A 23,165-nucleotide genomic window follows, 5' to 3' on the forward strand; every position below is an offset into this window, starting at 1 on the left:
GCTTCGGTCCGGCTCGGTGCGCAGCCGGTCACGGAGCGACTCCGACCGTGGTCAGCCCAGACTGCTCCGGCAGCCCGAGAGTCAGGTTCATGCACTGGATGGCTCCGCCGGCGGTGCCCTTGGTCAGGTTGTCGAGCGCGGCGACCGCGACCAGCCGACCGGCGGCCGGGTCGACGATCACCTGCACGTGTACGGCGTTGGAGCCCAGCACCGACTGCGTCTGCGGCCACTGGCCGGCCGGCAGCAGGTGCACGAACGGCTCATCGGCGTACGCCTGCGCGTAGGCGGCGTAGGCGGCCTCCGACGTCAGCGACGGGTCGGACAGCGGCGCCGAGCAGGTCGCCAGGATGCCTCGCGACATCGGCACCAGCACCGGGGTGAACGACACGCTCGGGTCGGCCGCGCCGCAGACGGCGAAGTTCTGCAGCAGCTCGGGGGTGTGCCGGTGCACGCCACCCACCCCGTACGCGCTGGCCGAGCCCATCAGCTCCGAGCCCAGCAGATGCGGCTTGAGCGACTTGCCGGCCCCGGACGGGCCGCTGGCCGCGACGACCACGGTGTCCCGGGCGTCGGTCAGGCCGGCGGCGATGGCCGGCAGCAGCGCCAGGGTGGCGGTGGTCGGGTAGCAACCGGGGACGGCAACAGTGCGGGTCCCGGCGAGCACCTCGCGCTGGCCGGGAAGCTCGGGCAGCCCGTAGGGCCAGGTCCCGGCATGGGGCGAGCCGTAGAACTGCTCCCAGGCGCCAGCGTCAGCCAGCCGGAAGTCGGCGCCGCAGTCGATCACCACGGTGTCGGGACCCAGCGCGGCGGCGATCGCGGCCGACGTCCCGTGCGGCAGGGCGAGGAAGACCACGTCGTGGCCGGCCAGACTCTCAGCCGTCGTGTCGGCGACGACGCGGTCGGCCAGCGGCACCAGGTGCGGCTGGGCATCGCCCAGTCGGGAGCCGGCGCTGCTGCCCGCGCTGACCGTGCCGATCTCCACCTCAGAGTGGCCGAGCAGCAGCCGGAGCAGCTCCCCGCCCGCATATCCCGTGGCACCTGCCACCGCAACCTTGACCATAGACATAATCATGCCACACGTGGCATTTCTATGCGAAGCGGTCTCACTCGGTCCGCTGGACCGCCCCGGTCTCCCGCGCCGCTACGGCGACGGCGGCGTCGCGGGCTGCTGCCGCCTCACCGTCGGTGAGGGTACGGTCCGGTGCCCGGAACCGCAGCGCGTAGGCCAGCGACTTCTTGCTCGCGCCGATCTGGTCGCCGACGTAGACGTCGAACAGCCGGACTGACTCCAGCAACGGACCGGCGCCGGTGATCAGGGCCTGGCGCACCGTCGCCGCCGGCACGTCGCGGTCGACGATCAGCGCGACGTCCTCCTTCGCCACCGGGAAGGCTGAGATCGCGGCCACGTCTCCACCGCTCGGCGCGGCCGCGATCAGCGCGTCCAGGTCGATCTCGGCTGCGCAGGTGCGCGCCGGGACGCCGTACGCCTTGACCACACTCGGGTGCAGCTCACCGGCCCAGCCGATCACTGCGCCGGTCTCGGCCAGCACGATCTCCGCACACCGGCCGGGATGCCAGGGCGCGTGCTCGGCACTGCGCCGCAGGACCGTGACGCCCACCGCGCGGGCGGCCGTCTCCACGAAGGCCACCGCGTGTTGCCAGGTGGCCGGGACGGCCGGGGCCGTACCGCTGGCCGGCAGCCAGGAACCGGTGAGCACCACGGCGAGGTGCCGCGGCTGCGCCGGCAGCGCGCCGGTGATCGCTGCCAGCTCCTCGGCGCTGGGCCGGTGCTCGACCGGGGGCCGCGGGGCGACCCGCGGACTCTCCTGACCGAGGAAGACCAGACCCGACTCGAACAGCGCCAGGTCGTCGTTGCTGCGGCTCGTGTTGCGGGTGACCGCCGCGAGCAGTCCCGGCAGCAGCGTGGTTCGCAGGTATGGCGCGGTCTCCGACAGCGGGTTGGCGAGCCGCACCAGCCGGCGACGCTCGTCGGTGGCCGGCACCCCGAGCTGGTCCAGCTCGGCCGCGGCCAGGAACGGGAAGCTCAGCACCTCGACGAATCCGGCGTCGGCCACCGCCTGGCTGACGGCGCGCCGCAGCCGCTGGGAGGTGGTCAGACCCCGCCCGGGCGGCGCCTTGGGCACGACGGCGGGGATGTTCTCCAACCCGATCAACCGGCCGACCTCCTCGACATAGTCGTAGGGGTCGGTCAGATCGGGACGCCAGGTCGGCGGTGTCAGCTCCAGCTGCTCACCGTCAGGGGTGACGGCAACGCCGACCGAGACCAGCAGCTCGGTGACCTGCTCGGCTGACACCTCCAGCCCGAGGACCCGGCCGGGCAGTCCGGCATCGATCCGCAGGCCCGCCGGTGCCGGTACGGAGCCGATGACCGTCTCGGCCGGCTCCAGCGTGCCGCCGGCCAGCTCCACCAGCAAGGTGGCGGCGCGATGCGCGGCGGCGTAGGTGGCGGCCGGGTCGACGCCGCGCTCGAAGCGGCGGCTGGCCTCGCTGGACAGCTTGTGCCGTCGCGACGTCCGGGCGATCGTGAGCGCGTCGAAGTGTGCCGCCTCGATGACAACGGTGCGGGTCTCGGCCGACAGCTCGGTGGCAGCACCGCCCATGACTCCGGCCAGGCCGATCGGCCCGCTGTCGTCGGTGATCAGGAGGTCGCCCGGATCGAGATCGCGGGTCACGTCGTCGAGGGTGGTCAGCTTCTCCCCCACAGCTGCCTGCCGCACCACGATGCTGCCGCGGAGACGGTCGGCGTCGTAGGCGTGCAGCGGCTGGCCGGTCTCGAGCATCACGTAGTTGGTCACGTCGACGGCCAGGGAGATGGGCCGCATCCCGGCGAGCTGGATCCGCCGCTGCAGCCAGCGTGGGCTGGGCCGGTCGGGATCGAGCCCGGACACGGTGACGGCGACGAAGACCGGGCACGCCGCGGACTCGAGCGAGACGGGCCACCCCGCGTCGCTGGGCGCCGGGACCGGCAGCGCCACCGGGTCGGTGAACGCCACCTGCAGCCCGGCGGCGGCCTCGCGGGCCAGGCCGCGCATCGACCAGCAGTAGCCACGGTCCGGGGTGACAGCGATGTCGAGTACGTCGTCGCGCAGGTGCAGCACCTCGACGGCGTCGGCTCCGGGCTCCAGCTCGCCGGCCAGCACCAGGATGCCCTCGTGGTCGTCGCCCAGGCCCAGCTCGCGGGCCGAGCAGATCATCCCGTCCGAGACGTGGCCGTAGGTCTTGCGCGCCGCGATGGCGAAGTCACCGGGCAGCACCGCGCCCGGCAGGGCGACGACGACCAGGTCGCCGGGCCCGAAGTTGTGCGCGCCGCAGACGATGCCGCGCGAGCCCGACTCGTCGTTGTGGGTGCTGCCCACGTCGACGCGGCACCAGTTGATCGTCTTGCCGTTCTTCTGCGGCTCCGGCTCCGCGGACAGCACCCGACCGACCACCACCGGCCCGGTGACGTCGCCACCGGCAGTCTCCACCGTCTCGACTTCGAGCCCGACGCCGATCAGGGTCTGCCCGACGGCGTGCGCCGTCATCTCCGCCGGCAGCGCCACATACTCGCGCAGCCAGGTCAGCGGCGCCCTCATCGGGCGGTCCCCACCAGCGAGCGGCTGAACCGTACGTCACCTTCGACGGTGTCGCGCAGGTCGGAGTTGTTGTTACGGAACATCAAGGTGCGATCCACTCCCATGCCGAAGGCGAAGCCCGAATAGACGTCGGTGTCGATGCCGCAGGCCTGCAGCACCCGGGGGTTGACGATGCCGCAGCCGCCCCACTCGATCCAGCCCTCGCTGCCGCAGGTCCGGCAGGGGGCGTCGGGGTTGTTCACCGAGGCGCCGTGGCAGACGAAGCACTCCAGGTCCACCTCGGCCGACGGCTCGGTGAACGGGAAGTAGTTGGTCCGCATCCGGGTCCGGACATCACCGAACATGGCCCGGGCGAACGCGTCCAGGGTGCCGCGCAGGTGGGCCATGGTGATGCCCTTGTCGACACACAGACCCTCGAGCTGGTGGAAGACCGGGAGGTGGGTGGCGTCGAACTCGTCGGCGCGGTAGACCTTGCCGGGGCAGACGACGTAGACCGGCAGCTCACGCTCCAGCAGGGTCCGCACCTGGACCGGCGAGGTGTGGGTCCGCAACACCATGCCGGCGTCGGCGGGGTCCACGAACAGCGTGTCCTGCATGGTCCGGGCCGGGTGGTCCGGGATGAAGTTGAGGGCGTCGAAGTTGAGCCATTCAGCCTCGACCTCCGGCCCCTCGGCCACCTCCCACCCCATGCCGACGAACACGTCACACATCTTGTCCATCAGGGCACTGATCGGGTGCACCGCACCTGCCGGGGCGAGCTCGACGCCGACGGTGACATCGACCCGCTCCTCGACCAGGCTGCGAGCGAGCTCGTCGGCCGACAGCGCGGCCTCGCGCTCGGCCAGGGCTGCGTTGATCTGCCCGCGGGCACGACCGATCCGCGCCCCGGCGTCCTTACGGGCCTGTGGTGGCAGCGCACCGATCTCGCGATTGGCGAGGGCGATCGGCGACCGGTCGGCGGCGTGTGCGGCCCGGGCCTGCTTGAGTTCGGCCACCGTGGCGGCGGCCGCGAAGGCGGCGAGGGCGTCAGCCACCATGGCCTCGACGTGCTCGGCGTCCAGCGGCGTGACCTGCACGGGGTCATAGCTCTTGTTCGGCCCGGACATGGGTTCCCCTCGGGTGGTGGTCGGTGCGGACATAGCCACGACAGTCTAGGAACCGCAGCCCGTGGCTGGCCAACCGGTCAGCGGGCGGACAGCCCGCTGCGGTGGGCGCTTGAGGTGGGCGGCGGGCACGGGCGGCGGGTGCGGCAGCGTTCAGCGGGCCAGACACGAGCCGGACACGAGCCGTCGTCGGGTCAGCTCCCGGGCTGTCGGCGCTGGGCCGAGGCCGAGGCATAGAGGCAGACGGCGGCGGCGGTGCTGAGGTTGAGGCTCTCGGCCTGACCGTAGATCGGGACGCGGACGACCTGGTCGGCCAGGGCGGCGTGCTCGGCCGGCAGCCCCCACGCCTCGTTGCCCATCAGCCACACGGTGGGGCGGCGAAGTCGACCCGAGGCGGCGAGGTCGGCCAGATCCTCCGCCCCCGCTCCGTCGGCCGCCAGGACCTGCATCCCGGCCGCCTGGAACGCCGCGACCGCCGCCGGCAGGTCGGCCCCCACCGAGACCGGCAGGTGGAAGACGCTGCCCGCGCTGGCCCGGACGGTCTTGGGGTTGTACAGCTCGACCGACTCCGCGCTGAGCACCACGCCGTCAGCACCGAACGCGTCGGCACAGCGGATCACCGTGCCGGCGTTGCCGGGGTCGCGCACCGACGCGCAGCAGACGACCAGCGACGGCGGACCGGCGAGCACCGCGCTCAGCGCTACGTCCAGCGCCGCACACACCGCCACCAAGCCCTGCGGGGTGACGGTGTCGGTCAACGCTGCGAGCTCGTCGTCGGAGGTCAGCCGGACGGCTACGCCACTGTCCAGTGCGGCAGCGACCAGGTCGGGATATCGCTGTGCACCGCCGCCGGTGACGAAGAGCTGCTCCACGGTGTTCGGCCGGCGCAAAGCTTCGCGGACGGACTGGGGGCCTTCGGCGAGGAAGAGCCCGGCGGCGAGCCGGTCCTTGCGCCGGACAAGCCGACGAGCCGACCTGAGCTGGTTCTGCGAGGCAGGAACCAGTCGGGTCGGCTCGGACGGTGTTGCGATCTGCACCTGGCGCCGGTCAGGCAGCCGCGGTGTCAGCGACGTTCTGGTGCTCCTTGGCGATGACCACCAGTGCCGAGAAGGCCGCGGGGTCGGTGACCGCGAGGTCGGCGAGGATCTTGCGGTCCACCTCGATATCGGCGGCCTTGAGGCCGGAGATGAAGCGGTTGTAGGTCATGCCTTCGGCACGGGCCGCCGCATTGATGCGCTGGATCCAGAGCTTGCGGAAGTCCCCCTTACGGGCCCGACGGTCGCGGTACGCGTAGACGAGGGAGTGGGTGACCTGCTCCTTCGCCTTGCGGTACAGCCGCGAGCGCTGGCCGCGATAGCCGGAGGCCTGCTCGAGAACTTGACGGCGCTTCTTCTGCGCGTTCACAGAACGCTTGACGCGTGCCATGGTGATACTCCTTGCTGAGGTGAACTGGTAAAGGGCGGGTGAGCGTTACTTGCCGTACTTGCCGAGCATCTTCTTGGCCTTGGCGGCATCGCCCTTGGCCAGGACCGTGTCGCCGTCGAGACGACGGGTACGCGTGCTGGGCTTGTGCTCATTCAGGTGCATCTTGCCCGCCTGGCGGTGCATGACCTTGCCCGAACCAGTGATCTTGAATCGCTTCTTGGCACCGGAGTGCGTCTTCATCTTCGGCATGGTGCCGCTCCATTCCCTATTGCGTGGCCCGACCGGGGACTTGCTCCGGACGGGGTCGTACGTGTGTGACGACGTCAGCCGAGGTCGACGTCGGGGTCGAGATTGTCGGCCGGACCGCGCTTCTTCTTCGGCGCAGCCACCTCCGACACATGAGCCCGATGCTCGGCGAGCTCAGCGTGCTCCGCGTCGGCGTCAGCCTGACGCTCGGCAGCCTTGCGATCCCGCTCCGCACGGACCTCGGCGCGAGCCTCGGTCTTCTTCTTGTGCGGCCCGAGCACCATCAGCATGTTGCGGCCGTCCTGCTTGGGCGAGCTCTCCACGAAGCCGAACTCGTCGACGTCGGTGGCCAGCTTCTTCAGCAGGTTGTAACCGAGCTCCGGTCGCGACTGCTCGCGACCGCGGAACATGATCGTGATCTTGACCTTGTCGCCAGCCTTGAGGAACCGAACAACGTGACCCTTCTTGGTCTCGTAGTCGTGGCTGTCGATCTTCGGTCGGAGCTTCATCTCCTTGATCACGGTGTTGGTCTGGTTGCGGCGGCTCTCACGGGCTTTCTGCGCGTTCTCGTACTTGAACTTGCCGTAGTCCATGAGCTTGGCCACCGGGGGACGCGCCATCGGCGCGACCTCGACCAGATCCAGTTCCGCTTCGCGCGCGAGGCGCAGAGCGTCTTCGATGCGAACGATCCCGACCTGTTCGCCCGCGGGTCCGACCAGGCGGACCTCGGGGACGCGAATACGATCGTTGATCCGCGGTTCGGTGCTGATATGTCCTCCAAGAGTGTCGTGGGATGAACGACTCCGAGGAAACGAAAAGGGCCTCCGCGTACGCGAAGACCCTGAACACCACGAACGGCGCCGAAGCGCGCGATCGTGGACCGGACCCGACAACCATGGTGCACGTCGTAGGGTGGGAGATCAGGTCTCCGCTTGCGGACCCAGTGCTTCCACTGAATCGGTCGCAGCGAGACTACCATCGATTGCCCCACCTGGCATATCGCGGATCTGCTCCGACGACGTGTCCAACGCTGTCGGCGGCGCAGCTATTCCGCCGGCATCACCCAACCGAACTGCCCGCCGGGCAGCTCGGTCAGCCGGTGCCCGGCCGCCAGCTGGGCCAGCAGATCGCCCTCCAGCACCAGCGGGTGCGGCCCCGCCATATCGACCAGCAGCGCCGCAGCGGACTCCGACTGGGCTGACTGGGCGGCCAGGTCGAGCGTCACCGGCACCGGGCGCGCTGTCGCGTCCCACGCCTGCATGGCGTCCAGTCCGGTGAAGGCCAGCATGGCGCGGCGTCCATCGCCGGCCTGCAGCATCACCACCGCCATCTCTGCCTCCTTGTCGGAGGTCAGCCCTGCGCTCACCTCGCCGAGCCGCGTCGCCGTGGCAACCACCGGCACCAACAGCCGGTCAACGCACAAGGCCGCCACGGCCCGCAGATAGTCGGCCGGGTCCGCGCTGCCCACTGCCGCGGCCAGCGCGGTGCGGGTGGCGGGATTCCCGCTGCCGTCGTCGTCGGGAAAGGCTGAGTCGGTCAGGGAGCGTTCGTGGTTCACGCCGTTCACCGTAGCAACGCCGGCACAGCGGACCGGTGGCCTGTTCGGTCCGGCTGCGGCCGGTGTGTGGCGCGAAGCCGGGGTCGGCTGCGGGCTCTCACCCATCGTCGCCGACGCCCTCGTGTGGCAGGGTTGACGCATGCCTGCTGCCGATACCATCTTGTTGCCGCTGTGTGTGGTCCTGACCATCCTCGGGCTGGTCTTCACCGGCCTGGCCTGGCGTCGCGGCAGAACCGGCCGGGTCGTCCAGGGCGTCGGGCTCGTCCTCGCCCCGGTCGCGCTCTATCTCAGTGGGCTGCTCCGGCTGGCCTGGGACGGCGCGGTGGCGATCCTGGACTGGCTGAACTCGATGATCTGGTCCCCGCTGGTGCTGGTCGGGCTCGGGGTGCTGGCCCTGTGTGCGGTCCTCTGGGTGGTCGGCGGCATGCTGGCCAAGCGGACGAAGACCCGTAAGCGCAGTGAGGTGGCGGTGCAAGGCCGATCCGGCGCAGCCCCGCTGACCGGATCGAAGGCGCCCGCGGGTCGGGCCCCGGCGAAGAAGTCGGCGAGCAACGCCCCCGCCGACCCGGAACTGGACGAGATCGAAGCTCTGCTCAAGTCCCGCGGGATCGAGTAAGCCTCATCGGCGCGCTCGGCCTGGGGCGCGTCACGTCTGGCGGGCGGCCTGGGCCAGGGCGACGAGGTCCGCGACAGCCTGGCGGGCGCGCTCCCCGTCATTGGCCTGGATCCCCATCAACTGACGCTTGTCGGCGTCGAGGTCGGCCTCGAACGGCGTACCGTCGTCGGGCCTGACCAGCACGATGGCCCACGGGTCCCCCGGTCGCAGCATGATCTTGTGCACCCGGTCCCAGGTCACCGCCTGGGTCCGAAGTCCGTTGCGCCAGCGCAGCCCATCGGCGTCGGCCCGGACGTAGCTGGCCGCGAGGGCGACCAGAATCAGGACGATCACCCCCAAGAAGGCGAGCAAGGTGAGCCGCTGCTCGAGGGAGAACTGGGCCCGCAGCTCCACCGGCAGGGCGAACCAGCCGAAGGCACACAAGCCACACAGGGCGGCGGTGAACCCGATGCCGAGGACCCGGAGGCGGCGCGGACGAAACACCAGCGCCCCAGCCACGGAGCTCACAGCCGGCAGGCGGCGATGTCGGTGACCAAGATGGCGCGCGCGCCGAGTTCCCAGAGGTCGTCCATGATCTGCTGCGCCTCGGTACGCGGCACCATGGCGCGGACTGCGTGCCAGCCCTCCCGGGCCAGCGGCGACACGGTCGGCGACTCCAGCCCGGGGGTGATCGCGCAGGCCTTCTCCACCGCCTGGTCGGATACGTCGTAGTCCATCATCACGTAGTTGCGCGCGACCAGGACGCCGTTCAGCCGTCGCTCCAGCAGGTCGAGTCCGAGCGGGGCGTCGACGTCGGCGCGGCGGATCAGAATCCCCTCCGACTGCAGGATCGGGTCGCCGAACAGCTCCAACCCGGCTTGGCGCAGGGTCGTCCCGGTCTCCACAACGTCGGCGATCACGTCCGCGACACCCAGCCGGATGGCCGTCTCGACAGCGCCGTCCAGCCGGATGAGCCGGGCGGTCACGCCACGCTCAGCCAGATAGGACTCGACCAGGCCCGGATACGAGGTCGCCAGCCGCAGCCCCTGCAGGGAGGCGACGCTCATCCGGGTTCCCACCGGCGCAGCGAACCGGAACCGGCTGCGGCCGAAGCCGAGCGGTAGCACCTCGGTCGCGCTGGCCTGGGAGTCGAGCAGCATGTCGCGCCCGGTGATCCCGATATCGAGGGTGCCCTCCCCCACGTAGACGGCGATGTCGCGCGGTCGGAGATAGAAGAACTCCACCCCGTTGGCCTCGTCGAAGAGCACCAGCTCCTTGGGGTCGGTGCGCTGGGCGTAGCCGGCTTCGCGCAGCATCTCCGACGCGGCGGTGGCCAAGGATCCCTTGTTGGGTACGGCGACCTTGAGCAGGGGGCGAGACGAATTCACGTCCATCACCCTACGTGCTGCGCTCAGAGGTGGGCGTAGACGTCTTCGAGGTCAAGACCGAGCGCCAGCATCATCACCTGCAGGTGATAGAGCAGCTGACTGATCTCCTCGGCCGCCTCGTCCTTGCTCTGGAACTCTGCCGCCATCCACACCTCGGCGGCCTCCTCCACGATCTTCTTGCCGATCTGGTGCACACCGGCATCGAGGCGGGCCACCGTGTCGGAGCCCGCCTCGCGCCGTACTGCCTTCTCGCTCAGCTCGGCGAACAAGGCGTCGAAAGATTTGGTCACCGGGTCAGCCTAGAGGCTTGACCATGACCTCGTCCTCATCGGCCAGCGCCGCGCTATGACTACGCTCGCGCTTCTCGATCCGCCACCAGGACACGAACCCGATCACGCAGAATGCGCCGTAGACGATGTACATGATGGCCGAGGGGTAGAGCCCCGCGTTGAGCAGCAACGGCACGCCGACGATGTCGACCGCGATCCAGATCAGCCAGAACTCCACCCAGCCGCGGGCCATCCCATAGGTGGCCAGGATCGAGCCGGTGAGGATCCAGGCGTCAGCCGCCGGACCCCACGAGTCGAGCGCCTTGAGGATGAAGTAGAACGCCGTCCACAACACCACGGCGCCGACCGCCAGCTGGATCAGGCCGTTGCGCCCGGCCCATCCTGGCTTGACCCCGGCCGCGCCGCCGGCACTGTTCTTGCGGAAGGTGTACCAGCGGTACCAGCCGTAGAGGCTGACGATGAAGAAGAAGATCTGGCGGCCGGCCTGGCCCCACAGATCGAGATCGGCCGGGGTGTGGAACACCCCGCCGAGGAACACCGTGAACAACAAGATGTTGCCCACGATGCCGATGGGCCAGGCGGCGACTTTGCGCCGCATGCCCAGAAGTGCAGATGCCAGTCCGAACCCGTTGCCGATGATCTCCCGCCACAGAATGCCGGGACCGACGTCGAGTTTGGCGTCCAGCAACCGCACAAGCAGGTCTGAGAAATCCATGAATCCTCCACTCGTCCGATCGCACGGATACCGGGGTGGAGAGAACGACCTCGGTACGCACACGCGCGCCGACGCAGGACTCCCGTGTTCCTCCCATCCGGACTTTCACCGTCGGTCGTGGAGTTTCACCACATCAACCGGCCGCTGGCTGCGGTCGGGTCGCGGACTGTCACCGCCGGCTCGGAATTGCACCGACCCCGGAACACGCGCGAGTAGTTAGCTCGTCGGGTTCATTCTGTCACGGGCCCGCCGGTCGCCGGTACGCGTACCCGCGCGCCGAGACGGCTCATCCGCAGTGCCTTGGAGCCCGTCTCAGAGCCGCAGTCCGAGCAGCGCGTCGCAGGCCAGCGCCACCTGGGCCGGGGCGTCGGCGTCGTCGGCGTCGATATCCAGCGAGGCGCCGGCCCAGCCGTCGACTGCCGCCAGCGCGGCGGGGGCGTCGAGGTCGTTGCGCAGCGCAGCCCGGATGGTGGCGATGCACTCGTCGGCGTTGAGGCCGGCGTCCAGCCGTACGGCCCGGCGCCACAGATCGAGCCGCTCCTCCGCGCGGGGCAGCGACTCCTCGGTCCAGGACCAGTCGTCGCGGTAGTGGTGGTCGAGCAGGGCCAGTCGGATGGCCATCGGGTCCGCGCCCGCACCGCGCAGGGTCGAGACCAGCACCAGGTTGCCTTTGGACTTCGACATCTTCTCGCCGTCGAGCCCGACCATGCCGCTGTGCGCGTAGACCTGGGCGAACGGCTCTCCGGTGGCCACCCGACCCTCGCTGGCGCACATCTCGTGGTGCGGGAAGACGAGGTCGCTGCCGCCGCCTTGGACGTCGAAGTTCGACCCGAGCAGCCGCAGCGCGATCGCCGTGCACTCCAGGTGCCAACCCGGCCGGCCGGTGCCCAGCACCGAGTCCCAGCCCGGCTCACCCTGGCGCTGCTGGCGCCACACCAGACAGTCCAGCGGGTCCTTCTTGCCCGGTCGCGCCGGATCGCCACCGCGTTCGGCGAAGACGGCCAGCGCCTCCTCGTGCGTCAGGTGGGACAGCGACCCGAAATCGGCGTCGGCGGAGCGCGCGTAGTAGAGATCGGCGAACTCGGGGTCGTCCACCGCGTAGAGAGCGCCCTCGTTCTGCAGCCGGCCGGCCAGCTCGACCACCCAGTCGATCGACTCGACCGCGCCGATGTAATGCGCCGGCGCGAGCACGTTCAGCGCCTCCATGTCCTCGCGGAAGAGCTGGATCTGTGCGTGCGCCAACTCGGTCCAGTCCACGCCGGTGGCGTTGGCCCGTTCCAGCAGCGGGTCGTCCACGTCGGTGACGTTCTGGACATAGCGGACGTCCAGACCGGCGTCGCGCCAGACCCGGTTGAGCAGGTCGAAGGAGACGTAGGTGTTGGCGTGGCCCATGTGGGTGGCGTCGTACGGGGTGATGCCGCAGACGTACATCCGGGCGGTGCCCTCGGCCGGCCCGGCCTCGACCAGCCGCTGCTGTGCGGTGTCGAAGAGCCGGACGGGGGACGCGACGTCGAGCGGTTGCAGCCGTGGGACCGGCGCAGAGTTCCAAGCCTGCATGGGCCTCACCTTATCCGGCAGTGACCCCGGTCCCGGCAGCGCCCGAACCGTCGCTCAGAACGGCGGCCACGGGATGGCTGGTCGGTCCCCGCGCGGTCGCGGCAGCCGGCCCCGACGCAGCAGCAGGTCGGCGCGTCGGAGAAGAGCCTCGATCTCCTCCTCGGCCAGCAGCTCGCCCAGTTGGTCGGCAGCGTCGGATCGTACGGCCGAGACGGCGGCCAGCTCGCGATCGGTCAGCTCCTCGCCCGCCCAGCCCCACAGCAGGGTCCGCAGCTTGGGGTCGGTGTGGAAGCTGATGCCGTGGTCGACACCGAACACCCGGCCGCCCCCGGCGAGGATGTGGCCGCCCTTGCGGTCGGCGTTGTTGATCAGGGCGTCGAACACGGCCAGCATCCGCAGCTCGGGGTGGTCGGCGTGCACCACCGACACCATCTGGTCGCTGGCGTCGAGACCGTCGACGCAGGAGAACCAGCCGTCGCGCGGTAGCTCCTCGGTCGGCACCAGGTCGACCAGGGCGTCCATCTCGTCCTGGTCGGCGTCGACCCACACCTGGAGCGAGCCGATCCCGATCGGCCCGTCGACCAAGACGGTGACCGGCACCAGGTCGAAGCCGCCGATCCGCGACACCTCGTAGGCGGCGACCTCCCGCAGAGCCAGGGTGTGGGTCGGGAAGTCCCAGAGCGGGCGCTCCCCCTGCATCGGCTTGTAGACGCACTCCACCGCGACCTGGTCCGAACGCAGCTCGGCCAGGAAGGTCGCGTTCGAGGCCTGCATCAGCCGGCCGGTGATCTCCAACTCGCCGTCACCGAGCTCGGTGGTCAGAGCCGGGTGCTCGGTCCCCCGGTGGGCCGGCGCCGATCCCTCGGAGCTGGTCAAAACAGCGGGCGCCGATATCCGTTGGCGCGTGGGCAGATGTGGCCGCCGGCGTCGATCGGCTGCAGGCAGAAGGGGCAGGCCGGGCGGCCCGCTGCCACCAGCGACTGCGCCCGGGTGACGAAGTCACGGGCGTGCCGCGGGGTGATCCGGACCACGAACACCTCGTCGGCCTCCACCTCACCCTCGGCCTCGTCGGCGTCGTCGGTGTCGGCGTTGGCGAACAGCTCGATCACGATCCGCTCCGCCTGCGGGTCCCAGGCGATGGTCATGGTGCCGACCCGGAATTCCTCGGTGATGGGGGCGTCCAGCGGCTCGTTGTCGACGGCCACCGGTACGGGCGGCGGCACCGGCGCGTTCCCGCCGGTGCGACGCAGGATCTCCTCGAGCACGCGCTCGAGGTGCTCGGCCAGAACCGATACCTGCTGCTTCTCCACCACCACACTGGTGATGCGGTTGCCTTCACGGGCCTGCAGGAAGAAGGTGCGTTCGCCGGGCTGACCCACCGTGCCGGCGACGAACCGGTCCGGGGAGTCGTAGCGGTGCACGAGAATCGCCATGGCGTAAGCCTATGCCCGAGCCTCAGCCGGCGGCGTCGGCAGCACCCAGGCCGCCGCCGACCGGCGCGTCGTGCGCGGCTGTCCGGCGGGGTTTGCGGCCCTTCTTCTCCGGCGCCCGGAACAGCGAAGCCAGCTCGGCGGTGGTGGAGTTCATCGTCACCACGTACGGGCGCTGCGGGGTGTAGCGGATGACCGACACCGAGGCCGGGTCCACCATGATGCGCTGGAAGGCGTCGAGGTGGATGCCGAGGGCATCGGCCAGGATCGCCTTGATCACGTCACCGTGCGAGACCGCGGCCCAGACCACGTCCTCGCCGTGCTCGTCACTCAGCCGGGCGTCCCAGGAACGGACCGCCCCCACGGAGCGGGACGCCATCTCGACCATCGACTCCCCACCCGGGAAGCGGACCGCGGACGGCTGTGACTGGACCGTGGCCCACAGCTTCTCCTTGCTGAGCTCGCGCAGCGAGCGGCCGGTCCAGTCGCCGTAGCCGCATTCGATCAGACCCTGCTCGATGGTGATCGGCAGCTGATCGGTGCGCGCCGCCTGCAGCGCCTGGGCCGTCTGCCGACAGCGGCGCAGTGGCGAGGAGACCAGCGCCGCGAGCGGGATCGGACCCAGCCGCTGCCCGGCGGCATCCGCCTGCGTCGCTCCGACCGAGTCGAGCTCGACCCCGGGGCTGCGACCGGCCAGCACACCGGTGGAGTTGGCCGTCGTACGTCCGTGGCGGACGAGCAGGACTGTTGTCACCCGAGAAAGCGTAGGTGACCCGGTGCAGCCGTGTGCCGCGACGCCGCGCGGTGCCCGGGTCAGGACGGGTCGAGGCGTCGGTAGCGACCGCGCAGGTGCGCCAGGGCGGGGGCATCCGGTCCCACCTCGGCGTGCTCCACGACGCCGCGGATCAGCCGGGCCCAGCCGGCGGTCTCCTCGGCCCCGGTGACCGGGCGGAGCCGGACGCCCAGCCAGCCGGGGCACTCGGTCAGCACCGGCCCCCATCGGGAGTCGGTCCAGCCGGCCAGCCGGAACGGGCCGCCGGGGGCCGGTGCGGTGCCGGCGAACGGGTCGGCCAGCTGCCGCTGATCCCAGCTCAGCAGATTCACCACCCAGGTCCCGGTCTCGTCGATCGTGTCAGCCAGGTCGCTGTCCGGGTCGAGCAGCGCGACGACCTCGGGTGGGTCACCGTCGGCGAGCAGCACCGAGGACACCGTCCAGCCCGTCCGCGCCCGGCCCACCCCGCTGGTCCATACCGTCACCGGTGCCGGCAGTCGGCCGCGCAACCGGCGCACCGGGCTACGGTCGCCCTCGGGCGGCAGGAACGGGTGGTCGGAGTGGATGCTCACCTGTTCAGTTGTAGCCCACGACGTCGGGCGCGGGGAGGTCCGGTCGCCGCCCGGCTCCGCCGCGCACCGTACGACCACGGTGTGGCGGGCATCACGTCGACGAGGACTGCGGGGGCACGACCGCCCGGCGGGGACCGTCTAGCGTAGGCGCGGCGCCCGGATTTGACCGGGCCCACGGGAGGAACGAGGAACGACAGTGGGTTGGCTGGAAGCGTTGGTGCTGGGGATCGTGCAGGGACTCACCGAGTTCCTCCCGATCTCCTCGAGCGCCCACATCTCGATCATCGGGCAGTTCTTCGGCGGCGACGACCCGGGTGCGGCGTTCACCGCCATCACCCAGCTGGGCACCGAGGCCGCTGTGATCATCTACTTCCGGCGCGACATCGCCAAGATCATCCGCCACTGGACGCTCGCTCTGCTCGGCCGGATGGACCGGCGCGACCCCGACGCGGTGATGGGCTGGCTGGTGATCATCGGCTCGGTGCCCATCGTGGTCCTCGGGCTGCTGTTCCAAGACGCCATCGACTCGGCGCTGCGCAACCTGTGGATCACCGTAGCGATGCTGGCCGGGTTCGGTGTGATCATCGGCGTGGTGGACCGGTTCGCTCGCAACACCCGCCCGCTGACCGATCTCACCTGGGGCCACGGCGTGATCTTCGGACTGGCGCAGTCCCTGGCGCTGGTACCCGGAGTCTCCCGCTCCGGCGCCACCATCACCGCGGGGCTGGCGCTCGGCTACAAGCGTGAGGCGGCCGCGCGGTATTCCTTCCTGCTGGCCATTCCGGCCGTCGTCGGCTCCGGGTTCTTCAAGCTGTTCGACATCTCCTCCGACCAGGTCCAGCCGGCATGGGGGCCGATCGCGCTGGCGACGGTGGTGGCCTTCGTGATCGGGTTCGCGGTCATCCACTGGCTGCTGCGTTACATCAGCACCCACAACTTCGCCCCGTTCGTGCTCTATCGGCTGGCGCTGGCCGCTGTCGTGGCGGTGCTGTTGCTGACCGGGGTGCTGGAGCCACTGCCCCAGCTCTGAGCGATCCGCCCAAGTCGCCCAACAAGGGTCGCTCAGGCCACTCCGGCCCGCTCGTACGCCCGGGTGGCCACGGTCAGCGCGGCCAGCTTCTCTTCCACCGTGCGGCCCTGCGGAGCGAGGGCGCAGCTGGTCACCCCTGACGCCGCGAGGGCCTGCAGCCCATCGGCGATGCGGGCCTCGTCGCCGAGCAACGAGGTGGAGTCGATGAACTCATACGGGACGGCTGCCATCGCGTCACGGTGCCGGCGATCGAGGAACAGGTCCTGGACCTTGGCCGCGGCGTCGGCGTAACCCATCCGGACCGCCAGCGCGTTGTAGAAGTTCTGCTTCCGACTGCCCATCCCACCGAGGTAGAGCGCTGCGTAGGACCGCAGCGGGTCGGCGCACGCGAGCGGGTCGTCTCCGACCACCAGCGGCACCGTGGCCACCACCTCGAATCCGGCCATCGCCTTGCCCACCTTGTCCCGCCCGGCGGCGATCGAGCTGAGCTGCTCCGCGGCGAAGCCGGGTGCGTAGAAGACGGCCAGCCAGCCGTCGGTCAGCTCGCCGGCCAGGGTCAGGTTCTGAGGACCGACGGCGGCCAGATAGCGCGGGATGTGCTCGCTGCCGGGTGCGATGGTGAGCTTGAGCGCCTTGCCGGGGCCGTCCGGCAGCGGCAGCGGGAAGTGCCGACCCTGATGGGCCACAACTTGCCGGCCGAGGGCCAGGTCGAGCACCTCGAGGTATTCCCGGGTCCGCGCCAGTGGCTGGGAGAACCGCACCCCGTGCCAGCCCTCGGACACCTGCGGACCGGACACGCCGAGACCGAGGTGGAACCGTCCCCCGGTCAGCAGGTCCAGGCTGGCCGCCGTCATCGCCGTCATGGCCGGACTGCGAGCCGGGATCTGCATCACCGCCGACCCGATACCGATCCGCGACGTCTGGCCGGCCAGCCAGGCCAGTACCGTCGGACTGTCCGAGCCGTACGCCTCCGCCGCCCAGACGATGTCGAAGCCGAGGGTCTCGGCGTGAGCGGCGAGTCTGAGCTGTCCGGCCGGGTCGTCCGAGCCGACCAGGTATCCCAGGTTGAGACCGAGGCGCATGGCTCCCAACGTAGTGCCCGGCCGGCCGCGCCGCGGTGACTCGGCCGTGGCATCTCGGGCGCCGCGCCGCCGGTGCGGCAGACGTCACCGCCGATGGCACCGACCGGCTCAGCCGTTAGGGTCTCCCTCATGCAGACACGGCAGGTCGGGGCCAGCGGGCTCCGCGTCTCGCGGCTCGGGCTCGGAACCATGACCTGGGGACGCGACACCCCGGCCGAGAACGCTCGTGCGCTGCTCGAGATGTTCTGCGCCGCCGGCGGCACCCTGATCGACACCGCGGCGGCGTACGGCGCCGGCGACGCCGAGCGGCTGATCGGATCACTGGTCGCCGAGCTCGGCAACCGCGAGGAGATGGTGATCGCCAGCAAGGCGGGCTTCGTCATCCGGGGCGGCAAGCGGATCGTCGACACCTCGCGGCGGGCACTGCTGCGCGACCTTGAGGGGTCGCTGCGGCGGCTGCAGACCGACTATCTCGACCTGTGGCAGATCCATGCCTGGGGCAGCGCGCCGCTGGCCGAGAGCCTCAGTGCCATCGACTCCGCGGTCAGCCGCGGTCTGGTGCGCTACGCCGGCATCTCCAACTTCGTCGGCTGGCAGACCGCCCAGGCCGCGACCTGGCAGGCCGCGTTCCCCGGCCGGACGCCGATCAGCAGCGCGCAGGTCGAATACTCGCTGCTGGCCCGTCGGGCCGAGGTTGAGGTGCTGCCGGCCGTACGCAGCTTCGGGATGGGACTGTTCCCGTGGTCACCGCTCGGGCGTGGGGTGCTCACCGGGCAGTACCGCGCTCGGACCCCCCGCGGGTCACGGGCGGCCAGTGACCACTTCGCATGGTTCGTCGAGCCCTACCTGGAGCCTCGGTCCCGCGGTGTGGTGGAGGCCGTGGCCCGGGCGGCCGAAGGGCTGGACCTGACTCCCCTGCAGGTGGCTCTGCTGTGGGTCCGCGACGCCCCCGGGGTGACCGCGCCGCTGTTGGGTGCCCGGACGGCCGGTCAGCTCGCTCCGGCCCTCGCGGTCGACGACCAGACCCTGCCGATCGAGATCGCGTCAGCGCTGGATGATGTCTCGGGCGGACCCAACGCTGGTCGGCCCGCGGCGGAACAGGGCTGAGGGCTCCGCAGCGGCGTCAGAGACTGGCGGGGACCCGGATGATCTTGCGGCGGATCCAGACGTCGCGGGTGCCGTCGCGATAGCGCCGCAGCCGCGTCAGCTCCCACCCGCCGTACTCGGCGTGGTCGGTCAGCAGCTGGCGCACCGCGCCTCGGGAGATGTGCCGGGGAAGGCGGACCTTCTCGACCTCGTACTCGACCACTCGACTCTTCATCGCTGTCAGCGTAGCCCTGGCTCAGGCGAGATCGAGGAAGTGGTCCACGACACGGGCACCGAACTGCAGCGACTCGGTCGGGACGCGCTCGTCCACCCCGTGGAACATGCCGACGAAGTCGAGGTCGGCCGGCAGCCTGAGCGGCGCGAATCCGAAGGACCGGATGCCGGCCCGGTCCCAGGCTTTGGCGTCGGTGCCGCCGCTCATCAGGAACGGGACCGCCCGCGCGCCGGGGTCCTCGGCCGCGAGGCAGGTCTGCATCGCCTCCACCAGGGCACCGGAGAACTCTGTCTCCACCGCCGGCTGATGCGCCACGAACTCGTAGCGCACCTTCGGCCCGATCAGGTCAGTGATGGTGGCCAGGAACTCTTCCTCGCCACCCGGGACGAAGCGCCCGTCGATGCCGGCGGTGGCCTGACCCGGGATCACGTTGTGCTTGTAACCGGCCTGCAGCATCGTCGGGTTGGCGCTGTTGGCCATCGTCGCGCCCACCATCCGCGCGATGCTGCCCAGCCGGGCCAGCGTTTCTTCGGTGGTGTCCGGGTCGAGGTCGACCTCGAAGGCGTCGGACACCGCCTCGAGGAAGGCGCGTTGCGCGTCGGTGATCCGGTGCGGCCACTCGTACGCCCCGACCCGCGCGACGGCGGCGGCCAGCTCGGTGACGGCATTGGCGTCATTGCGGAAGGAACCGTGGCCGGCCCGGCCGTCGGCGATCAGGTTCAGCCAGGCCAGACCCTTCTCCGCGGTCTGGATCAGATAGAGCCGCAGGTCGTCGTGGACGGTGAGCGAGAATCCGCCGACCTCGCCGATCGCCTCGGTGCAGCCCTCCACGGTCTCCGGGTGGGAGTCGACCAGCCACTGGGCGCCCAGCCCGCTGCCGGCCTCCTCATCGGCGGTGAAGATGAGCCGGATCGGTCGCCGCGGGGCCGCGCCCGCCCGCGCCCTGGCGCGCACCACGCTGAGCACCATGGCGTTGAAGTCCTTCATGTCGACAGCGCCACGGCCCCAGACGCACCCGTCGGCGACCTCGCCCGAGAATGGCGGCATCGACCAGTCGGCTGCCTGCGCCGGGACCACGTCCAGGTGGCCGTGGACCAGCAGCGGGCTGGCGTCGCGGTCCACTCCGTCGGGCTCCCAGCGGGCGACCAGCGACGTACGCCCGGGCTCGGGCTCGAACAGCTCACTGGCGATGCCGACCTCGTCCAGCAGGGCCGCGACGTGCTCGGCGGCGGCTCGCTCCCCCGGTCCCGGCTCGCTGCCGTAGTTGCTCGTGTCGATCCGGATCAGATCCCGGCAGATCTCCACCACGTCGGTGTCGGCGGCGTACGCATCGGTCATGGCCTCATCCTGCCAGCCGGCACGGGGGCGCTCGGGCTCGAATCGGAGTCCCGGCAGATCCTTGCTATAGTTCCATCCGCTGCGCCGGGAACGGCCAGCGCAAGTCCGGGTGGCGGAATAGGTAGACGCGCTAGCTTGAGGTGCTAGTTCCCTTTACGGGGAATGGGGGTTCAAGTCCCCCCTCGGACACAGCGGCTGGGGAGGTTTCCCCGGCTTGAGACAGCAAGCTCGGGGGCGGCAAAAGCCGCCCCTGACTGCTTTTGGGGCGGCGAAAGCCGCCCCGACTGCTTCGGAGCGCCGGCCAGTTGAGGCGTGCGGCGCCCGGCCCAGCGCTCCAGGAAAATCACCTGCCTTGCGCCGCGGTCTGCTCCCCACTGAGCCTCAGAACCCACGACGGCGCCGCCGGCCTCTCCTCCGGCCGCACCACGGCCCTTGTGGATCTCGCCATCCTGAACGCAGGATGGAAGACCAGGCGCCTGACTCGGCGACGTCCGTGGAGACGGAAGGACGCTCAACCATGGGTGGGACCAACGCGATCCAGGGACAAGGACTCAGCTCGAGTGAGGCGCGACGACGGTTGGCGGAGCAGGGACCCAATAAGCTCCCCGAGCCGCGCGGACCTTCGGCGCTGGCCCAGCTGGCTCGTCAGTTCACCCACCTGCTGGCGGTGCTGCTCTGGGTCGCCAGCGCGATGGCGCTGCTGGCCGATCAGGCTCCACTGGCGGTGGCCATCGTGGTCATCATCGTCCTCAACGCCGTGTTCGCCTTCGCCCAGGAGCGGCACGCCGACCGCTCAGCGGAGCGACTCAAGTCATTGCTGCCACTGACATCCCGCGTCCGCAGGGACGGTCAGTCCCAGGTCGTCGACGCCACGGAGCTGGTGGTGGGAGACGTCGTCCTCTTGGAGGCCGGAGACCGGGTCAGTGCCGACCTGGTGCTGATCGAGGCCGACGGCATGGCTGTGGACGAGTCCATGATCAGCGGCGAGAGCGTTGCCGTGCACCGTGGTGCCGGGGAGCGTGTCCTCGGCGGAACGTTCGTCGTGCAGGGACAGGGCGAAGCCGAGGTGGTCGCGGTGGGCGCCCAGACGGCGATCGCCGAGATCGCCGCACTCACCCGCCAGGCGCGCCGACCGCCGAGTCCGGCGACCGTCGAGCTCAACCGTGTGGTCAGGATCATTGCTCTCATCGCCGTGGCCACCGGCACCTTTCTGGGCGTGACCGGGCTCGGCCTCGGACTGGGACCGCTGGAGGCCTTCCTCTTCGCCGTCGGCGTCAGCGTCGCGCTGGTGCCGGAAGGGCTGCTGCCGACGGTGACCCTGTCACTGGCGCGCGGCGCCTCAATGATGGCGGAGCGGAACGCGCTGGTCCGAAGGCTCGATGCCGTCGAGACCCTCGGGGCCACCACCTTCATCTGTACCGACAAGACAGGAACGCTGACCCAGAACCGCATGGCGGTGGTCGAGGTGTGGACCCCGGCCGGCGTCGGGCGGGTCGACGGCACTGGCTATGAGCCGACCGCGTCGGTGCACGGGTCGGCCTCAGTGGTGGAGCTGATGCAAGACGCCGCTCAGAGCGCGGTGGCCTGCGTATCGGGTCGCGCCGTGCAGCGGGAGGGAAAATGGGAAGCCGACGGCGACCCGATGGAGGTCGCCCTGCACGCCTGGTTGCTACGACTGGGCGTAGCCGAGACCTCCGAGGCTGTCCAACAGCGGTTGCCGTATTCGCCGGAGCGAATGATGAGCTCAGTGGTGATCGCGGACCAGTCACACGTCCTCGGCGCCCCGGAGTCGGTGCTCCGCCGGTGTCTCGGCTCCGACGCGACGGAAGCTCTGGCGGATCTCACCGATCGCGGCCGCCGGGTGGTGGCCGTCGCACGGGGGCAGTGGCACGCCGGCGATCCGCCCGAGGCAGCTGAGCAGAACCTGCGGCTGCTCGCGCTGGTGGGCTTGGAGGATCCGCCGAGGCCGGATGTCGCTGGGGCACTCGACTCCTGTCACGACGCAGGTATCAAGGTGGCGATGATCACCGGTGACCACCCCGGCACCGCCGCTGCGGTCGCCCGGGAGGTGGGGCTGCTTCGTGCCGACGGGGTCGTGATCGACGCCGGATCGATGCCTGACGACGACGATGAGCTGGCCGCGTTGCTCGACGGCGACGGCGGAGCTGTCGTGGCTCGGGTGACGCCCGCTCAGAAGCTGCGCATTGCCGGTGTCCTGCGCCGGCGCGGCCACGTCGTCGCCATGACCGGAGACGGCGTGAACGACGCGCCGGCACTGCGCGAAGCTGATGTGGGTGTCGCCATGGGTGGCAGCGGCAGTGATGTCACGCGCGAAGCCGCCGACCTCGTGCTGCTGGATGACCACTTCGCGACCATCGTCACCGCGGTCGAGCTGGGACGCTCGACGTTTGCCAACGTACGCCGGTTCCTCACCTTCCATCTGAGCGACAACGTCGCGGAACTTGCCCCGTTCGTGGTGTGGGCCCTCACCGGTGGGCAGTTCCCGCTGGCGATCGGTGTGTTGCAGGTCCTCGCCCTCGACATCGGCACCGACATGTTGCCGGCACTCGCGCTGGGGACCGAGCCGCCGAGCAAGAGAGTCCTTCGCCGCCGTCAGAGTGGACGTCGCCTGATAGACGCGAGCTTGCTCCGCCGCTCGTTCGCGGTGCTCGGGCTGACCGAGGCGATCTGCACCTTGGTCGCTTTCGGGATCACCTTGGTGGTCGGTGGATGGTCGTGGGGGACGGTGCCCGAACCTGCTCTGCTCGCCACCGCCTCGGGCACCGCCTTCGCGACGATCACACTGGGTCAGATGGCGAACGCCTTCGCCTGTCGCAGCGAGACGCTGCCGGTGTGGCGGCTGAAGGTGGCCGGGAACCCCTTCCTGGTGTGGGCCGTCGTCGCCGAGCTGACGTTGCTCGTCGCCTTCCTGGCCGTCTCACCGGTCGCCGAGCTGCTGGGCGGCTCCTGGCCATCGCCGCTCGGATGGTTGATGGCGTTCCTCACCGCAGGTCTGGTGGTCGTGGTTGATGCGGTGCACAAGCGGCACCGGTCGCGGGTCCCTGACGGCGCACGCCCACACACTTCGCGCTCGAAGGGCAGGGGAAGAGGGTCAACCTGATAGTTGGGACCGGTCGGTGTGGCATG

Annotated in this window: 24 protein-coding genes, 1 tRNA gene and 1 riboswitch; of the genes, 5 read left to right on the forward strand and 20 right to left on the reverse strand. The window is 70.4% G+C overall.

The genetic code is table 11. The features are described 5' to 3' along the window. Window positions 1–28: 28 nt before the first annotated feature. From argC to AC1XX3_RS15630, 8 genes are all read right to left on the reverse strand, one after another. Complete coding sequence (gene argC, locus AC1XX3_RS15595) at window positions 29–1,066, reverse strand: N-acetyl-gamma-glutamyl-phosphate reductase (protein ID WP_483322046.1); 1,038 nt, start codon at window positions 1,064–1,066, stop codon at window positions 29–31. Window positions 1,067–1,103: 37 nt separating this feature from the next. Further along, the gene (gene pheT / locus AC1XX3_RS15600) at window positions 1,104–3,596 is read right to left on the reverse strand and encodes a phenylalanine--tRNA ligase subunit beta (RefSeq protein ID WP_483322047.1); all 2,493 of its coding nucleotides are present in this window, start codon (window positions 3,594–3,596) and stop codon (window positions 1,104–1,106) included. After that, complete coding sequence (gene pheS / locus AC1XX3_RS15605) at window positions 3,593–4,702, reverse strand: phenylalanine--tRNA ligase subunit alpha (protein ID WP_483322048.1); 1,110 nt, start codon at window positions 4,700–4,702, stop codon at window positions 3,593–3,595. Before pheS ends, pheT begins: the two co-directional genes overlap by 4 nt. 191 nt (window positions 4,703–4,893) lie before the next feature. Beyond that, the gene (locus AC1XX3_RS15610) at window positions 4,894–5,730 is read right to left on the reverse strand and encodes a TrmH family RNA methyltransferase (protein ID WP_483322126.1); all 837 of its coding nucleotides are present in this window, start codon (window positions 5,728–5,730) and stop codon (window positions 4,894–4,896) included. A 16-nt stretch (window positions 5,731–5,746) separates the two neighbouring features. Continuing rightward, window positions 5,747–6,124, reverse strand: a complete 378-nt coding sequence (gene rplT / locus AC1XX3_RS15615; protein WP_483322049.1) for a 50S ribosomal protein L20 — start codon at window positions 6,122–6,124, stop codon at window positions 5,747–5,749. A gap of 45 nt (window positions 6,125–6,169) precedes the next feature. Next, a complete protein-coding gene (rpmI, locus tag AC1XX3_RS15620; RefSeq protein ID WP_483322050.1) occupies window positions 6,170–6,373 on the reverse strand; it encodes a 50S ribosomal protein L35 in 204 nt (67 codons plus the stop codon). Between the two features lie 74 nt (window positions 6,374–6,447). Next, entirely contained in the window at window positions 6,448–7,263 is an 816-nt protein-coding gene (gene infC / locus AC1XX3_RS15625) for a translation initiation factor IF-3 (protein WP_483322051.1), read from the reverse strand. 152 nt (window positions 7,264–7,415) lie between these two features. Next, the gene (locus AC1XX3_RS15630) at window positions 7,416–7,928 is read right to left on the reverse strand and encodes an SseB family protein (RefSeq protein WP_483322052.1); all 513 of its coding nucleotides are present in this window, start codon (window positions 7,926–7,928) and stop codon (window positions 7,416–7,418) included. Window positions 7,929–8,067: 139 nt separating this feature from the next. Here AC1XX3_RS15630 and AC1XX3_RS15635 point away from each other — a divergent pair, with 139 nt between their 5' ends. Then, window positions 8,068–8,544, forward strand: a complete 477-nt coding sequence (locus AC1XX3_RS15635) for a hypothetical protein (RefSeq protein ID WP_483322053.1) — start codon at window positions 8,068–8,070, stop codon at window positions 8,542–8,544. 30 nt (window positions 8,545–8,574) lie between these two features. On the opposite strand, the gene AC1XX3_RS15640 is transcribed toward AC1XX3_RS15635, so the two are convergent. From AC1XX3_RS15640 to AC1XX3_RS15680, 9 genes are all read right to left on the reverse strand, one after another. Next, the gene (locus AC1XX3_RS15640) at window positions 8,575–9,051 is read right to left on the reverse strand and encodes a PH domain-containing protein (protein ID WP_483322054.1); all 477 of its coding nucleotides are present in this window, start codon (window positions 9,049–9,051) and stop codon (window positions 8,575–8,577) included. Beyond that, window positions 9,048–9,893 carry an ATP phosphoribosyltransferase gene (gene hisG, locus AC1XX3_RS15645; RefSeq protein ID WP_483322127.1) on the reverse strand — a complete coding sequence of 282 codons (846 nt, stop codon included), beginning with the start codon at window positions 9,891–9,893 and terminating at the stop codon, window positions 9,048–9,050. Before hisG ends, AC1XX3_RS15640 begins: the two co-directional genes overlap by 4 nt. A 41-nt stretch (window positions 9,894–9,934) precedes the next feature. Beyond that, a complete protein-coding gene (locus AC1XX3_RS15650; RefSeq protein ID WP_483322055.1) occupies window positions 9,935–10,201 on the reverse strand; it encodes a phosphoribosyl-ATP diphosphatase in 267 nt (88 codons plus the stop codon). 4 nt (window positions 10,202–10,205) lie between these two features. After that, window positions 10,206–10,916, reverse strand: a complete 711-nt coding sequence (gene pnuC, locus AC1XX3_RS15655) for a nicotinamide riboside transporter PnuC (protein ID WP_483322056.1) — start codon at window positions 10,914–10,916, stop codon at window positions 10,206–10,208. 81 nt (window positions 10,917–10,997) lie between these two features. Next, window positions 10,998–11,125, reverse strand: a riboswitch (FMN riboswitch). A gap of 103 nt (window positions 11,126–11,228) precedes the next feature. Then, window positions 11,229–12,473 carry a cysteine--1-D-myo-inosityl 2-amino-2-deoxy-alpha-D-glucopyranoside ligase gene (gene mshC / locus AC1XX3_RS15660; protein ID WP_483322057.1) on the reverse strand — a complete coding sequence of 415 codons (1,245 nt, stop codon included), beginning with the start codon at window positions 12,471–12,473 and terminating at the stop codon, window positions 11,229–11,231. Between the two features lie 54 nt (window positions 12,474–12,527). After that, window positions 12,528–13,349, reverse strand: coding sequence for an SCO1664 family protein (locus AC1XX3_RS15665; protein WP_483322058.1), 822 nt, complete (start codon window positions 13,347–13,349; stop codon window positions 12,528–12,530). Next, window positions 13,346–13,906: a DUF3090 domain-containing protein gene (locus AC1XX3_RS15670; protein ID WP_483322059.1), complete on the reverse strand. Its 561-nt coding sequence runs from the start codon at window positions 13,904–13,906 to the stop codon at window positions 13,346–13,348. Before AC1XX3_RS15670 ends, AC1XX3_RS15665 begins: the two co-directional genes overlap by 4 nt. Window positions 13,907–13,928: 22 nt before the next feature. Further along, window positions 13,929–14,657: a histidine phosphatase family protein gene (locus AC1XX3_RS15675; protein WP_483322060.1), complete on the reverse strand. Its 729-nt coding sequence runs from the start codon at window positions 14,655–14,657 to the stop codon at window positions 13,929–13,931. Window positions 14,658–14,716: 59 nt separating this feature from the next. After that, window positions 14,717–15,247, reverse strand: coding sequence for a flavin reductase family protein (locus AC1XX3_RS15680; protein WP_483322061.1), 531 nt, complete (start codon window positions 15,245–15,247; stop codon window positions 14,717–14,719). Window positions 15,248–15,443: 196 nt separating this feature from the next. Here AC1XX3_RS15680 and AC1XX3_RS15685 point away from each other — a divergent pair, with 196 nt between their 5' ends. Continuing rightward, complete coding sequence (locus AC1XX3_RS15685; protein ID WP_483322062.1) at window positions 15,444–16,277, forward strand: undecaprenyl-diphosphate phosphatase; 834 nt, start codon at window positions 15,444–15,446, stop codon at window positions 16,275–16,277. Between the two features lie 32 nt (window positions 16,278–16,309). On the opposite strand, the gene AC1XX3_RS15690 is transcribed toward AC1XX3_RS15685, so the two are convergent. Further along, window positions 16,310–17,359, reverse strand: a complete 1,050-nt coding sequence (locus AC1XX3_RS15690) for an LLM class F420-dependent oxidoreductase (RefSeq protein ID WP_483322063.1) — start codon at window positions 17,357–17,359, stop codon at window positions 16,310–16,312. 129 nt (window positions 17,360–17,488) lie between these two features. Here AC1XX3_RS15690 and AC1XX3_RS15695 point away from each other — a divergent pair, with 129 nt between their 5' ends. Beyond that, window positions 17,489–18,466 (forward strand): aldo/keto reductase, encoded by a 978-nt coding sequence (locus AC1XX3_RS15695; protein WP_483322064.1) that lies wholly within the window; start codon window positions 17,489–17,491, stop codon window positions 18,464–18,466. Window positions 18,467–18,482: 16 nt separating this feature from the next. Here the strand turns inward: AC1XX3_RS15695 and AC1XX3_RS15700 are convergent, their stop codons facing one another. Further along, window positions 18,483–18,680 carry a DUF5703 family protein gene (locus AC1XX3_RS15700; RefSeq protein ID WP_483322065.1) on the reverse strand — a complete coding sequence of 66 codons (198 nt, stop codon included), beginning with the start codon at window positions 18,678–18,680 and terminating at the stop codon, window positions 18,483–18,485. A 21-nt stretch (window positions 18,681–18,701) separates the two neighbouring features. Further along, window positions 18,702–20,018 carry a M20/M25/M40 family metallo-hydrolase gene (locus tag AC1XX3_RS15705; RefSeq protein ID WP_483322066.1) on the reverse strand — a complete coding sequence of 439 codons (1,317 nt, stop codon included), beginning with the start codon at window positions 20,016–20,018 and terminating at the stop codon, window positions 18,702–18,704. 103 nt (window positions 20,019–20,121) lie between these two features. Here AC1XX3_RS15705 and AC1XX3_RS15710 point away from each other — a divergent pair. Both AC1XX3_RS15710 and AC1XX3_RS15715 read left to right on the forward strand, forming a co-directional pair. Next, window positions 20,122–20,207, forward strand: a tRNA-Leu gene (locus AC1XX3_RS15710). A 328-nt stretch (window positions 20,208–20,535) separates the two neighbouring features. After that, a complete protein-coding gene (locus AC1XX3_RS15715; protein WP_483322067.1) occupies window positions 20,536–23,139 on the forward strand; it encodes a cation-translocating P-type ATPase in 2,604 nt (867 codons plus the stop codon). Window positions 23,140–23,165: the final 26 nt, after the last annotated feature.

The organism is Microlunatus sp. M237 (assembly GCF_056896895.1).